The 16,030-nt window shown below is 75.3% G+C and carries 2 protein-coding genes; both read left to right on the top strand.

The features are described from left to right. The first annotated feature begins 77 nt into the window (after positions 1 to 77). Complete coding sequence (locus ACQEVC_RS44795; RefSeq protein ID WP_432890708.1) at positions 78 to 6,854, top strand: amino acid adenylation domain-containing protein; 6,777 nt, start codon at positions 78 to 80, stop codon at positions 6,852 to 6,854. 50 nt (positions 6,855 to 6,904) lie between these two features. Further along, positions 6,905 to 15,997, top strand: coding sequence for an amino acid adenylation domain-containing protein (locus ACQEVC_RS44790; RefSeq protein WP_432890705.1), 9,093 nt, complete (start codon positions 6,905 to 6,907; stop codon positions 15,995 to 15,997). Positions 15,998 to 16,030: the final 33 nt, after the last annotated feature.

The raw sequence follows: 16,030 nt of genomic DNA, 5'->3' as shown, positions 1-16,030 counted from the left end.
CCGATCTGTGTATGTATTCGTGTTCATATATAGAGCGCCTACAGCTTTTCTATAGTCGACCGCTCGACGATCCGGCCATGTCGATGCTCTCCGGGAACGGTGGTTGGCCGCTCTCCGGCGTCCAGTCCGGGATCTGGCACGCGCAGCAGCTCCACCCGGGCAGTCCCGGGTACCAGATCGGGGTCTACCTCGCGGTGGACGGCCCGGCCCGGCCGGATCTGCTGGAGGCTGCGGTGCGCCGGGCCGTGGCGGAGACCGAGACCCTGCGGCTCCGCGTCGTCCTGGTCGACGGCGTGCCCCGACAGGTGCCGACCGAGGACTCCGGGTGGCCGGTCGAGCAGGTGAACCTCGCCGGAGCGGCGTCGCCGGAGACGGCGGCCCAGAGCTGGATGCGGGCGGCGCTGGACCGGCCCTCGGAGCCGGCGGGCCGGCTGTTCGGTATCGCGCTGCTGAGGCTGTCGCCGTCCCGGGTCTGGCTCTTCGTCCGGGCGGATCACCTGGTCATGGACGGCTACAGCATCAACCTGCTGGCCCGCCGGGTGGTCCGGCTCTATGCCGCCGGCCTGACCGGTGCCGCGCCGGAGCGGAGCCGGTGGGGATCGTCGCGCCTGCTGTTCGAGGAGGAGGCGGCCTACCGCGACTCCGACGACCTCGACGCGGACCGGCGGTACTGGCGCGACCGCCTCGCCGGCCGTACCGGCACGCCGGGACTCGCCGGACGGCGGGGCCGGGCGCCTGGCCGCACCCTCCGGGACGAGTACCGGGTGGATGGCGGCTTCCCCGACCGGCTCCGGTCGTACGCCGAGCGGCTCGGCATCGGCTGGCCCGCGCTGGTCGTCGCCGGGTGCGCCGGCTACCTGCACCGGGCCACCGGTCGCCGCGACCTGGTGGTCGGATTTCCGGTCCTCGGCCGGTCGACCCGGGCGGCTCTGACCACTCCGGGGATGACCGCCAACGTCGTACCGCTGCGGCTCGCCACCCGACCGGAGAGCAGCCTGGCGGAGCTGGCCCGCGCGGCGTACGCCGAGATGGTCGCCGCCCGGCGCCACCAGCGGTACCCGTACGACGAGCTGCTGCGCGACCTCCAGCTCGACGGTGGCCTCTGCGACATCTCCGTCAACGTCCTGCCCTTCGGCGCCCGGCTGCGGGCCGGGGACCACCGGGTGACACTGCACGTGCTGGCGAACGGGCCGACCGACGACCTCTACGTCGGCTACCTCAGCGATCCGGACGGCCGGAACCCGCTGCTCTGTCTGGAGGGTCATCCGGAGGTCTACGACCGGCCGGACCTCGCCCGGCACCGCACCGGAATCCTCGGTGTGCTGACGAGCTGGCTCGCCGACCCCGAGCTGCCGATCGGCGCGGTCGACGTACTCACCGCCGACGACCGCCGTACCCTGCTCGCCACCTCCACCGCGAGTCTCACCACCTCCACTGCGGGCCTGGTCACCTCCACCGCGAGTCTGGTCACCTCCAGCGCGAGTCTGGCCAGTCCCGCCGAAGACCGCGCCGCTCCCGTCGGCGGCACCGTCGCGGCGGATGGTGCCGGGAACGGCTGGGCCACGCTGCCGGAGGGGATCGCGGCGCAGGCCGCGCGTACTCCGCACGCCGTCGCGGTGCTGGCCGGCGACCGGGAGGTCGACCACGCGGAACTGGAGACCCGGGTCCGGCGGCTGGCCCGGGTGCTGGTCGAGCAGGGCGTACGACCCGAGTCGCCGGTCGTGGTCGCGATGGAGCGCTCGGTGGAGCTGCTGGTGTCGCTGCTCGCGGTCTGGCGGGCGGGCGGCTTCTTCGTACCGGTGGACGCCCAGGTGCCGGCCGCCCGGCTGCGACTGATCCTGCGGCAGAGCGGCGCGGTGCTGCTGCTTGCGGACCGGCGACCGGTCGGAACGGACCTGCCGGTGCTGCTGCCGGCGGAGGTCCTGGCCACGACGCCCGAACCGGGTGCCGGTACGGAGCAGCCGGGCGAGACGGGCCGGGCGGTCGTCGACCCGGCGCGGGCGGCGTACGCGATGTACACCTCGGGATCGACCGGCGCGCCGAAGGGCGTACTGGTGAGCCACGGTGCGATCGCCAACCGGATCCGCTGGACCGTACGCCGGCACCGACTCGGACCGGCGGACCGGATCCTGGCGAAGACCGCGCTCAGCTTCGACGCCGTGCTCTGGGAACTCTTCGCCCCGCTGGTCAGCGGGGCGGTGGTGGTGCTCGCCCCGCCCGGCGCCGAGCACGATCCCAGGGCGCTCGTCGCGGCGGTCTCGGCACACGACATCACCGTCGTGCAAGGGGTGCCGTCGGTGCTCCGGATGCTGGTCGACATCCCCGGCTGGGCGGACTGCCGCTCGCTGCGACTGCTCTTCTCGGCCGGTGAGCCGCTGCACGCCGGGCTCGCGCACCGGCTGGTGGCGCCCAACGGGGCGGAACTGTGGAACATGTACGGTCCGACCGAGTGCGCGATCGACGTCACCGCGTACCCGTTCGCGACGGCGCAGCGGACCGGACCGGTGCCCATCGGCCTGCCGATCGACGGGACCCGGGTGCTGGTGCTCGGCGAGTCCGGCGAACTGGTGCCACCGGGCGTGGCCGGTGAGCTGTACGCCGGTGGCGTCGGCCTGGCCCGGGGCTATCTCGGCAATCCCGGGCTGACCGCCGAGCGTTTCGTGCCGGACCCGTACGGGCCGGCGGGTGCCCGGCTCTACCGCACCGGTGACCTGGTACGCCGACGTGCCGACGGGCTCGTGGAATACCTGGGCCGGCGCGACGACCAGGTGAAGGTCAACGGGGTACGCGTCGAGCCGGGCGAGATCGAGGCGGTGCTGGCCGAACATCCGGCCGTCTCCGGCGCGGTGGTGTTGGTCGTGGAGGACGGGAGGAGCAGACAGCGCCCGGACGACAGCGGCGGCGGAAGCGACATCGGCGGCGGCGGAAGCGATCTCAGCGGCGGCGGAAGCGACCTCGGCGGCGGCGGAAGCGATCTCAGCGGCGGCGGAAGCGACCTCGGCGGCGGGCATGACCGGAGCGGGTCGAGGGACGGGAGCGGTACCCGGCGGCTGGCGGCGTACGTGACCGCCCGGGGCGAGCTGACCGGGCCGGTGCTGCGGGCGTGGCTGGCCGAGCGGCTGCCCCGGCCGATGGTGCCGTCCTCCTGCACGGTCGTCGACAAGTTTCCGCTGACCAGCAGCGGAAAGGTGGACCGGGCGGCGTTGCGGGGCACCGCCGCCGGTGGTCCGCCGTACGTGGCACCGCGTACCCCGCAGGAGCGGCTCGTCGTACGGGTCTGGAGCCGGCTGCTCGACCTGGACCGGGTCGGTGTGCACGACGACTTCTTCCAGCTCGGCGGCACCTCACTGCTCGTCACCCAACTGGCGGAGGCGCTCCGGGTGGAGACCGGCCGCCCGGTGCCGTTCCGCCGGCTCTTCGACGCCTCGACCGTCGCCGACCAGGCCCGACTGGTCACGGTGCCGTCGGACGGCGGGCGGCCCACCGCGAACGACGCACCGTCCCAGGTGGACTCGCCGGCACCACCCGAGGGCCGGTCGGAGCTGCCGGTGCCGATCGGCCTGATCGGCCCGATCGGTGCCGGGCCGGCCGAACTCTCGGTCGGGCAGTACCGGCTCTGGCTGCTGGACCGGATGGACCCGGGCAGTCCCGAGTGGGTGGTGCCGATCCTGTTGACCCTGCCCCGCCAGGTGGACGCCGCCGTCGAGCTGCGTCAGGTCCGGACCGCGTTGCGCGGGCTCGCCGACCGGCACGACGTGCTGCGTACCCGCTATCCGGTGGTGGCGGGCGAGCCGCGGCAGGTGGTGGAGCCGGCGGCCGGCGAGGTGGAGGTGGCGGTTGCACACCGCGCCGAGGACGACGTCCCGGACGCCTGCGCCGAACTGCTGCGGCGGGGATTCGACCTGGCGACCGGCCCGGTCTGGCGCGCACTGCTGATCCGGGTGCCGGACGGGCCGTCCCGACTGGTGCTCAGCGTGCACCACATCGCCTGCGACGGCTGGTCGACGGTGCTGCTGGAGCGGGACTTCCAGCACCTCTACCGCCAGGCCGCCGGCCCGGACGGCCCGTCCGGCGGTACGGGCACCGCGCTGCCCGTACCGCCGATCCGGTACGCGGACTTCGCGGCCTGGCAGCGGCGGGTCCTGACCGGGGCCGCCCTCGACGACCAACTTGCCTTCTGGCGGCGGACCCTGGCCAGCGTTCCGGTGCTGGAGTTGCCGACCGACCAACCCCGGCCGGCCCAACGGGACCCGGCCGGAGCACTGGCGACGTTCACGGTGCCGGCGGGACCGGCGCAACGGCTGCTGCGGCTCGGCCGGGCGCACGGCGCGACCCCGTTCATGACCCTGCTGGCCGGCTTCGCCGCGATGCTGTCCCGGTACACCGGGCAGTCCGACCTGGCGATCGGTACCCCGCTGGCCGGCCGGCCCGGACCGCAGGTGCGGGACGTCGTGGGTTTCTTCGTCAACTCGGTGGTGCTCCGCTGCGACCTCGGCGGCGAGCCGACGTTCCGGGACCTGCTGGACCGGACCCGCCAGGTCTGCCAGGTCGCCTTCGCCCATCAGGACGTGCCGTTCGAGCGGCTGGTGGACGAGCTGGGCGTTCGGCGGGACCCGTCCCGGACGCCGCTGGTCCAGGTCGGCTTCGACCTGGACGAGGAGGGCGTGACCAGTACCGGACTCGCCGGCTCCGACGCGGAGACGCTGGGCCGGGCGTGGCGGATCGCCAAGACCGACCTGACGCTGCGGATCCGTCGACTCGGCGACGGCAGCCTGCTCGGCGGTCTCGAGTACGCCACCGCGCTCTTCGCCCCCGACACCGTGCACCGGATGGCGGCGTACCTGCGTCACCTGCTGGTCGGCGTCGCGGACCGGCCCGACCAGGCGGTGGCCGACCTGGCACCCACCGACCCACCGGCCACCGACCCACCGGCCACCGACCCACCGGCCACCGACCCACCGGCCACCGACCCACCGGCCACCGACCCACCGGTTCTCGACGTTGCCGTTGTCGGCGTAGCGGCGAACGGCGGTCCGCCGCTGGTGCCCGACGCGCTGACGGCACAGGCCCGTCGGGCGCCGCACGCCACCGCCGTGGTCGCCGGCCGCCGCACGGTCAGCTTCGCCGAACTCGACGCCCGGGCCGAACGGCTGGCCGGGGCGCTACGGCAGCGGGGCGTCGGGCCCGAGACGGTGGTCGGGGTACTGCTCGACCGCGAACCCGACCTGGTGGCGAGCCTGCTCGCGGTCTGGCGGGCGGGTGCGGCGTACCTGCCGCTCGATCCCGGCACCCCCGTCGAGCGGGTCGGCGAACTCCTCGACGACGCCAGGGCGGTGGCCCTGCTCACCAGCTCGGCGCAGCGGGACCGGATCGACGGAGACCGGCTGCTGCCGTGCGTGCTGGTCGACCGGGAGACGGGACCGCCGGCCGACCCAGCGCCGGCCCGACCCGTCGACCCCGACCAGCTCGCCTACGTCGTCTACACCTCCGGCTCCACCGGACGCCCGAAAGGGGTGCAGGTCAGCCACCGCTCGCTCGCCCACCACCTGGACTGGGCGGTCCGCAGCCTGGCCGCCCGGGGCACCGGTGGGGCGCCGCTCTTCTCCTCGGTCGGCTACGACCTGGTGGTCACCACCCTCTATGCGCCGCTGCTGGCCGGCCAGACACTGCACCTGCTGCCGCCGGCACTGCCGGTCACCGAGCTCGGTCGGGCCCTCGCCGAGGCAGGGCCGTTCAGCTTCGTCAAGTTGACCCCCGGTCACCTCGAACTGCTCGGATACCAGCTCGACGACGCCACGGCCGCCCGGATCGCCGAGGTGCTGGTGGTGGCCGGCGACGCGCTGCCGGCACCGCTGGCGCGGCGTTGGCTCCGGCTGCTCGGTCCCGGCCGGCTGGTCAACTCGTACGGGCCGACGGAGGCGACGGTGAACGCGACCGTCCACCTGGTCGGCGCCACCCCGGAGGCCGGCGTGGTCCCGATCGGCCGGCCTCGTCCGGGAGTGCGGGCATACCTGCTCGACGGTGCGCTGCGGCCACTGCCCCGGGGCGCCGTCGGCGAACTCTTCCTCGGCGGTGCCGGGGTGGCCCGGGGCTACCTCGGCCGGCCCGCGCTGACCGCCGAGCGCTTCCTGCCCGACCCGTACGGGCCGCCGGGGGCGCGGATGTACCGGACCGGTGACCTGGCCCGGATGACGGTGCACGGCGACCTCGCCTTCCACGGGCGCACCGACCAGCAGGTGAAGATCCGGGGGCACCGGGTGGAGCCGGGTGAGATCCGGGGCGTACTGCTGGGGCATCCGGGGGTGCGGGACGCCGTGGTCGGAGTCGACGGCGACCGGCTGGTCGGCTACCTGGTGCCGGCCGGGGACGGTGGTCCGGACGGGGCCGAACTGGTCGCGTACTGCCGGCGGCGGCTGCCGGAGCACATGGTGCCGGCGTACTGGGTGCGGCTGGCCGCCGTACCGCTGACGCCGAACGGCAAGGTCGACCGAGCCGCGCTGCCGGCCCCGGTGGCCGAGCCGGCCGACACGGTGGGCCCGCGCGACGCCGTCGAGGAACGGCTGGTGGACCTCTGGGCGGAGCTGTTCGGCGGCCGGGTGGGTGTGCACGACGACTTCTTCCGGCTGGGCGGCAACTCGCTGCTCGCGATGCGGATGCTGGCCGGGGTGCAACGGGAGTTCGAGGTGCAACTGCCGGCCGCCGCGTTCTTCGCCGGGCCGACCGTCGCCGAACTCGCTGCCGAGCTGGTCCGGGCGATCAGCGCCGAGGTGGCGGACCTGACGGATGCCGAGGTTGCCGACGCGCTGTCGGCCACCGGCACCCCGCCGTTGGCGACGGAACGAGAGCCGGTGTGACGGTCGACGGAGAGCAGACGGGCGTGACGGCACCGGGAGAGCAGACGGGCGTGACGGCACCGGGAGAGCAGGCGATCGTGACGGCACCGGGAGAGCGGTCCGGCGTGCCGGCAGCGGGCGAGCGGTCCAGCATGACGGCAGCGGGTGAGTGGTCCGGCGTGCCGGCACAGGGCGAGTGGTCCGGCGCGACGGCCGGCGCGACGGCCGACGACGCCGTGGCCCGGCGGGCCGAGCTGCTGCGGCGACGGCTGGCCGGTCGAGCGGCGAGCGCCGGCCGGACGCGCCGGATCGGGCCGGTCGACCGGAGCCGCCCGATACCGCTCTCGGCCGGGCAGCGCCAGCTCTGGCTGCTCGACCAGCTCGAACCGGGCAGCCCGGCGTACCTGATGACCGGCTCCTTCCGGCTGCGCGGCAAGCTCGACGTGCCGGCCTGGCGGCGGGCCTGGACCGAGGTGGTGGCCCGGCACGAGATCCTGCGGACCCGGTACGTGCGCGGCGGCGACGAACCCGCGCAGGTGGTCGATCCGCCCGGCCCGGTCGAGCTGCCGGTCGTCGACCTCACCGGTGAGCCGGATCCGGAGCGCCGGGTCGGGGAGCTGACCCGGGCGGAGTCCCGGCGACCGTTCGCGCTGGACCGGGAGTGGCCGACCCGAAGCTGGCTGTTGAAGACCGCCGACGACGAGCACGTGCTGCTGACCGTCTGGCACCACATCGCCCTCGACGGCTGGTCGCTGTCGCCGCTCCTGGCCGAGCTGGGCGCCCTCTACCGTGGCCACGTCGAGGGACGGCCCCCGGCACTGCCCCCGGTCACCCCGCAGTACGCCGACTACGCCGGCTGGCAACGGGCCCGGCACGCGAGTGGGCTGGTCGACACCGAACTGGACTACTGGCGGCACCAGCTCGCCGACCTCGCCCCGCTGGAGCTGCCGACCGACCGGCCCCGGGCCACCACCCGGAGCTGGGCGGGCGCCACCGCGCGGTTCGGCGTACCGGCGCCGGTGGCGGAGCGGCTCCGGGACCTGGGCCGGGCCAATCGGGCGAGCCTGTTCATGGTGACGCTCGCCGCCTTCGGGGTGCTGCTGGGGCGCTACACCGGCAGCCGGGACGTGGCGGTCGGGGCACCGATCGCCGGGCGTACCGATCCGGAACTCGCCGGACTGGTCGGCTTCGTCGTCAACACGCTGGTGCTGCGTACCCGGTGGAGCGGGGATCCGAGCTTCACCGCACTGCTCCGGTCGGTCCGGGAAACCACCCTGGCCGCGCTGGCCCACCAGGAGGTGCCGGTCGAGCAACTCGTCCGGGAGCTGGCGCCGCAGCGGGACGCGTCCCGGCCGGCACTGTTCCAGGTGGCCTTCGCGCTCCGCGACGAGCTGCCGGCGAGCCGGCTGGCGGACGTCGTGCTGACCAGGGAACCGGTCGACGGCCAGGTGGCGAAGTTCGAACTCGCCGTCCAGTTGACCGAACACGCCGACGGTGCCGTGACGGGCGAGATCGAGTACGCGACCGCGCTCTTCGCCCCGGCCACCGTCGACCGGCTCGCGGCACACTACGTACGGCTGCTCGGCAGTCTGGCGGAGGCACCGGAGACCCCGATCTCCCGGCTCGGGATGCTGGCTGCCGACGAGCGGGTCGAGCTGGCCGCCGTGCCGCAGCCGCCCGTCGAGGCGGGACGCTGCCTGCCGGAGGTGTTCGAGGCACGGGTACGGCAGGACCCGGACGCGGTCGCGCTGGCGTACGACCGGACAACCTGGACGTACCGCGGGCTGAACGAGCGGGCCAACCGGGTCGCCCGGCGGCTGCGCGACCTCGGCGCCGGCCCGGAGACCCTGGTCGGAGTCTGCCTGGACCGGGGTCCGGAGCTGATCGCGGCGCTGCTCGGGGTGCTGAAGTCCGGCGCCGGATACCTGCCGCTGGATCCGGCCAACCCGGTCGACCGGCTGCGATTCCTGGCGGCGGACGCCGGGGCGGCCATCCTGCTGACCGAGCGGCGGCACCGGGCCGCGGCCCCGACCATCCACCCCGGCCCGGTGGTGGTGCTCGACGACGATCCGACCCTCGGCACCCTGCCGGCGACCAACCTGCCGGCCGTGGCCGGACCCGGCAACGTCGCCTACGTGATCTACACCTCCGGGTCGACGGGACGGCCCAAGGGCGTCGCGGTGACGCATGCCAACGTGGCCCGGCTGTTCACCGCCGTCGCCGCCGACCTGACCTGCGGGCCGACCGACACCTGGACGATGGTCCACTCGTACGCCTTCGACTTCTCGGTCTGGGAGATCTGGGGCCCGCTGCTGCACGGCGGCCGGCTCGTGGTGGTGCCGCCGGACGTGGCCCGGGTACCGGCCGAGCTCGCCGAACTGCTCGCGGCGCACCGGGTGACGGTGCTCAGCCAGACCCCGGCGGCGTTCACCGGCCTGGTCGCGGCGCTCGACGAGGGCGGCCCGTGGCGCGACCGGCTGGCACTGCGGGCGGTGGTCTTCGGCGGTGAGCGCCTGGAGCCGGCTGCCCTGGCCGGCTGGGTACGGCAGCTCGGCCTGGACCGGCCGGCCCTGGTCAACATGTACGGCATCACCGAGACCACCGTGCACGTCACCACCCACCGGCTCACCGGTACCGACCTCGACAGCGGAGCCAGCCCGATCGGCCGCCCCCTGGCCGACCTCGTGGTACGCCTGCTCGACCGGGACGGCGAGCCGGTGCCGACCGGCGCGGTCGGGGAGATCCACGTCGGTGGTGCCGGACTGTCCCGGGGCTACCTGGGACATCCGGCGCTGACCGCCGCGCGCTTCGTACCCGACCCGTGGGGGCCACCCGGCACCCGGCTCTACCGCAGCGGCGACCTGGCCCGGCGGGGCGCCGACGGCCGGCTGGAGTTCCTCGGCCGCGCGGACCAGCAGGTGAAGATCCGGGGCTACCGGATCGAGCTGGGCGAGATCGAGGCGGCCCTGCTGGCCCAGCCCAGGGTGACCCGGGCCACGGTGGTGGCCCGGGACGAGGAGTCCGGCGGCCGGCGCCTGGTCGGTTACGTCGTACCGGCGGCCGGTGGGGTCGATCCGGCGGAACTGGCGACCAGGCTCGGTGCCGTACTCCCGGACTACATGGTGCCGTCGGCGATCGTCTGTCTCGACCGGCTGCCGCTGACCACCAACGGCAAACTCGACCGGGCCGCGCTGCCCCGACCGGAGGTACGGGCGGCCGGCCGTCCGCCGGGGACCGAGCCGGAGCGGCTGCTCTGCGCCGCGATCGCCGGGCTGCTCGGGCTGCCGGCGGTCGGGGTCGACGACGACTTCTTCGTGCTGGGCGGGGACAGCATCGTGGCGATCCAGCTCGTCGGCCGGGCCCGGGCCGCCGGACTGACGCTGAGCGCCCGCGACGTGTTCGAGCACCGTACGGTGGCCCGGCTCGCCGGCCGGGTGGCGCCGACCGGTCCGGGGCCGGAGTCCGGGACCGGGCCGGAGCCCGGGAGCGGACGGGTGCCACTCACCCCGATCGTCCGGGCCACCCTGGACCGGGGCGGCCCGATCGCCGCCCACCACCAGGCGGTGGTGGTGGCCGTACCGCCCGAACTCGGGTTGGACCGGCTGGCCACGGCCCTCCGGACGCTGGTCGACCAGCACGACGCGCTGCGGCTGCGGCTCACCGCCGGGCCGGGTCTGGAGGTGGCCGCCGCCGGCACCGTCCGGGTGGCCGACCAACTCCGCCGGGTCGACGCGACCGGCGCGGTGCCGCTGCCCGAGCTGATCCGGGCCGAGGCGGAGGCCGCCCCGCGCCGGCTGGCGCCGGAGGCCGGGGTGACCCTCCAGGCGGTCTGGTTCGACCTCGGCCCGGACCGCTCCGGACGGCTGCTGCTGGTCCTGCACCACCTTGTGGTGGACGGGGTCTCCTGGCGGATCCTGCTGCCCCAGCTCGCCGATGCCTGGCGGGCCGCCGGGGACGGCGGGCCACCCGCGCCACCGCCGGCCGGCACGTCGTTCCGCCGCTGGGCCGAACTGCTCGCCGCCCGGTCCGTGGACCCGGCGCTGCACGCCGAACTGCCCCGGTGGACCGCCACCCTCGACCGGCCGCCGGCGCGGCTCGCCGGGCGCCGGCTCGACCCGGCCCGCGACACCGTCGCCACCCAACGGAAGATCACGGTACGCACTCCGCGCGAGCAGACCTCCGCGCTGCTCACCGTGCTGCCGGCGGCGTACCACGCGGGTGTCGAGGACGTACTGCTCGGCGCGCTCGGCCTGGCGGTGGCCGCCTGGCGACCGGAGGCTGACGGGACGCTCCTGGTCGACCTGGAGCGGCACGGTCGGGAGCCGTTCACCGACGACGTCGACCTGGCGCAGACCATCGGCTGGTTCACCAGCGTGCACCCGGTCCGGCTCGAACTGTCCGGAGTGGACTGGCCGGACGTCTGGGCCGGCGGCCCGGAGCTGGGCCGGCTGCTCGGGTCCGTCAAGGACCGGCTGCGCGACGTACCGGGGCAGGGACTCGGCTTCGGCCTGCTCCGGTACCTCAACCCGGAGACCGCCGCCCGGCTGGCGGAGCTGCCCGAGCCGGAGGTCTGCTTCAACTACCTCGGCCGGCTCACCGGCGGCGCACCGGAGGCCGCCGACTGGACGCCGGCCGCCGAGGGCCGGGAGGTACGCGGCGGCGCGGACGGCCGGGCCCCGCTGGCGCACCCGCTGGAGGTGAACGCCTACACCGAGGACGGTGCCGACGGACCGCACCTGGTCAGCACGTTCTCCTGGCCGGCGGCCGTATTCGCCGAACCGGACCTGCGTCGGCTCGCCGAACTCTGGACGCGGGTGCTGGCGGCACTCGCCGGGCACGCCGGCCGGCCCGGAATCGGCGGCCGTACCCCCGGAGACCTGCCGCTGGTGTCGCTCCGCCACCCGGACGTGGCCCGGCTGGAGGCGACCTGCCCGAACCTGGTCGACGTCTGGCCGGCGACCCCGCTCCAGGAGGGCCTGCTCTACCACTCCGTCTACGACGCCCACGCGCCGGAGGTCTACACCGTGCAGACGGTGTTCGGGCTGCCGGCGACCTGGCGGCCGGACGCGCTCCGCGCCGGCCTGGCCACGCTGCTCGCCCGGCACCCACACCTGCGGGCCGCGTTCTGGTTCCAGGAGTCGGGGCAGCCGGTCCGGGTGGTACCGGCCGAGGTAGAGCTGCCGTACCAGGAGGTGGAGCTGAGCGGCGTACCCGAACCGGAGCGGGCGGCGACGCTGACCCGGCTGGTCGAGTCCGAACGGGTACGCCGGTTCGACGTCACCGTGGCGCCGCTGCTGCGGCTGACCGTGTTCCGGCTCGGCCCGGAGCGCTACCGGGCGGCGTTGACCTGTCATCACGTCCTGCTGGACGGCTGGTCGCTGCCGCTGCTCGCCGCCGAACTGGCCGCCGCCGTGACCGGCGCCCCCACGGTGCCGGAGGGCAGCTACCGGGACTACCTGGCCTGGCTGGTCCGGCAGGACCGGGCCGCCGCGACAGCCGCCTGGCGGGAGGTGCTGGACGGGTTCGCCGAACCGACGCTGGTGGCGCCGCCCGGCCGGCGGATCCGCCCCGAGTGGGCCCGGCAGGTGGGCGTGCAACTCACCGCCGACCTCACCGACCGGCTCACCCAGGTCGCCCGGGCCGGCGGCGTCACGCTGAACACCGTCGTGCAGGGCGCCTGGGGACTGCTGCTCGGCCGGCTCGTCGGCCGCTCGGACGTGGTCTTCGGCAGTACCGTCTCGGGCCGGCCGCCCGAGGTGCCCGGCATCGAACGGATGCTCGGCTTCTTCCTCAACACCGTGCCGGTACGGCTGGCCCCGCGGCCCGGCGAGCGGCTGGTCGACCTGCTGCGCCGGGTGCAGGACCAGCAGTCCCGGCTGACCCCGTACCACCACCTCGGGCTCTCCGACATCCAGCGGGCCGTCGGCCTGCCCGCGCTCTTCGACACCCTCACCGTCTTCGAGAACTACCCGGTCGACGCCGTGGCCGCCGCGGCGGTACCGGACGCCGAGATCCACCACTCGCTGCACTATCCGCTCGGCCTCTTCGCCTATCCCGGACCGGCGCTGCGGCTGGTGCTGCGCTACCAGCCCGCCCAGTTCACCGCCGACACGGTGGCCGGGTTCGGCCGCGCGCTGACCGAGCTGCTGACCGCGATCGCCGCGGACCCGCACCAGCCGGCGGGCCGGCTCGTCGAGAGTCCCGACCAACCGGCGTTCCGGCTCGCCGGGAATTCCGACCTGCCGGTCGCTGCCCCGTCTGTGCACCCAGCTCGACAGTCGGCGCGCGGAGGTCCCCGGTCTGCCGAGGATCTCGACCAGTCCCTTCGCCGGTCCGCCGAGGAGTCGCGCCGGCCCCTCCGTCGGTCCGTCGCTGGTACTCCGGCCCTCCGACCGGAGGCCGGCCCGGCACCGGCCACGCTGACCCGGATGCTCGCGGAGCAGGTCGCCCGGACCCCGGACGCGGTGGCGCTGCGCTGTGCCGGAGTCAGCTACTCCTACGCCGAACTGGACGCCCGGGCCAACCGGCTCGCCCACCACCTCGTCGCACAGGGGGCCGGACCGGAGCGGATCGTGGCACTGCGGATGAGCCGCTCCGCCGAACTGGTGGTGGCGGTACTCGCCGTGCTCAAGTCCGGCGCCGCCTATCTGCCCGTCGAGCCCGGCCCGGCCGCCCGGGTCGAGGCGGTCCTCGCCGAGGCGGACCCGGTCGTCGTGCTGACCGACGCCGCACCGCCGGACGTGGCGGACCGGCCGGACACCGACCCGTGCCCGCCGCTGGATCCGGAGCACCCGGCGTACCTGCTGCACACCTCGGGCACCACCGGTCGGCCCAAGGGGGTGCTGGTGCCGCACCGGGCGGTGGCGGAGCTGGCCCGCTGGGCGGCCGCCGAGTTCGGCCCGGACCGGCTGGCCCGGGTACTCGCGTCGACGCCGCTGCACTTCGACGTCTCCGTCTTCGAACTCTTCGCACCACTGTGCTGCGGCGGCAGCGTCGAGCTGGTGGCCGACCTGTCGGCCCTGTCCGGGCTCGCCGACCGGCCGCCGACCCTGGTCGCCGCCGTCGGATCCCGGCTCGACGCCCTGCTCCGGCTCGGCCCGTCGCCCGAGGTCCGGGTGCCGACCGTCGTACTGGCCGGCGAGGCGCTGGGCGCGGCGACCGTCCGGGCCGCCCGTGCCGGGCTGCACGCCACGCGGGTGGTGAACGCGTACGGGCCGACCGAGGCGACCGTCTACGCCACCACCTGGGACGACGACGGTACGACTCCCGGGCGCCCGCCGATCGGCCGGCCGAGATCCGGGGTCCGGGCGTACCTGCTGGACGCCGATCTGCGGCCGGTGCCGGACGGCCGCACCGGGGAGCTGTACCTGGCCGGTGCCGGGCTGGCCCGGGGCTACCACGGTTGCCCCGGGCCGACCGCCGAGGTGTTCCGCCCCGACCCGTACGGTCCGGCCGGCTCCCGGATGTACCACACCGGCGACCTGGCGCGGCGCGGTGCCGACGGCGGATTCGAGTTCGTCGGCCGGGTGGACGACCAGGTGAAGATCAGGGGTGTCCGGGTCGAGCCGGCCGAGGTCGCCGCGACCCTCGCCGAGCACCCGGGCGTGGTCGAGGCGGCGGTGCTGGCCGGTCCGGGCCGGGACGCTGGCGTCCGGCTGGTCGGCTACGTCGTACCGGCCGTGCCGGGCGCGGTGACCGCCGCCGAGTTGCGCCGTCATCTCGCCGAGCGGCTGGTCGGCGCGGCGGTACCGGCCACGGTGGAGGTCGTGGCCGCGCTGCCGCGTACCCCGCACGGCAAGCTCGACCGGGTGGCGCTGGCCGGGTCGGCGGCGCCCTCGCCCCGCCCGCCGTCGCCGGGACGGGAGGAGGCGCTGGGCCGGATCTTCGCCGAGCTGCTGGAGCTGCCCGAGGTCGGTGCCGAGGACGGCTTCTTCGACCTCGGCGGCCACTCACTGCTGGCCACCCGCCTGCTCGGGCGGCTGCGCACCCAGTTCGGCGCCGACCTGGACGTGCACGACCTGTACGAGTCACCCACCGTCGCCGACCTCGCCCGCCGGCTGCCCGCCGACCACCGCCGCCCGCCGGACAGTGGTCCGAGCCGGTCACCCGCCGACGCCCCGGGCCAGCCGCCGGACGCTCACCTGAGCCGGCCGCCCGCCGACGCTACCGGGCTGGACGAGGTGGTCCGGCTCTACGACCGGTACCCGTACCCGTCCCCGGACGACGCCGGCGGCCTGCTGCACGACGTGGCCAACGCGGTGGCGTACCTGGTCGAGGAGGACGGCCTGGCCGGCTGGCGGGTGCTCGACGCGGGTTGTGGCACCGGACACCGGCTGGTGGCGCTCGCCCTGCGCCATCCGGAGGCGTGGTTCGTCGGCGTCGACCCGTCGCCCGGCTCCCTGGCGGTGGCCCGGGCGCTCGCCGCCCGGCACGGCGTCACCAACGTACGCTTCGAACTCGGCGGCATTCCCGAGTCGCGGCTCCCCGGCGGCTTCGACCTGGTGGTCTGCTCCGGTGTGCTGCACCACCTGACCGACCCGGTCGCCGGGCTGGGCTGGCTCGTCGACCGGCTAGCCCCGGACGGCCTGCTCTTCTGCTGGCTCTACCACGCCTTCGGCGAACACGACCGGCTGCTGGACCGGGAACTGGCCCGGCTGCTCGCCAGCACCGGCGGCGGCGAGCCGGACCTCGCGGTGGTGCGGGCGCTCGGCCTCTCCCTCGCGCCGGCCCGCTACGGCGCCACCGCGACGGCCGGCGGGGCCGGCGCCGCGACCCGGGCGGCGTACGACGTGGACGCGTTCCTGCACCCGGTGGTCCGGCTCGCCACCTTCGCCGAGGTGCCGGCGATGTTCGAGGGCGTCGACGTCGACTGGGTGGCCGCGTTCGGGCTGAACGTGGCCGACGCCGGCCGGCTGCTCGACCTCTCCGGAGTGGACGCCGCGACGTCGCTCACGGTACGGCCCGAGGAGCTGTTCGAGGACCCGACCGTGCGGGCCCGGCTGGTGGCGCTGCCCGTACCGGACCGGCTGCGCGCTGTCGAGCTGCGGCTGCGCCCCACCGGGCTGAGTCTGGTCGCCGGGCGGACCGCCGCGCTGCCGCGCTGCCTGCCCCGGGTACGCGGCAACCTGCTGACCCCACCCGCTGGCGAGCCACGGCCACGTTGACGGTCGCGCCCCTCGACCACCGGCCACAGCGTC

Origin of the sequence: Plantactinospora sp. CA-294935 (assembly GCF_050936445.1) — a bacterium.
GTDB lineage: Bacteria > Actinomycetota > Actinomycetes > Mycobacteriales > Micromonosporaceae > Plantactinospora.
Note: the sequence above shows the minus strand (reverse complement) of the source record. Positions and strands in the feature narration are given on the sequence as shown.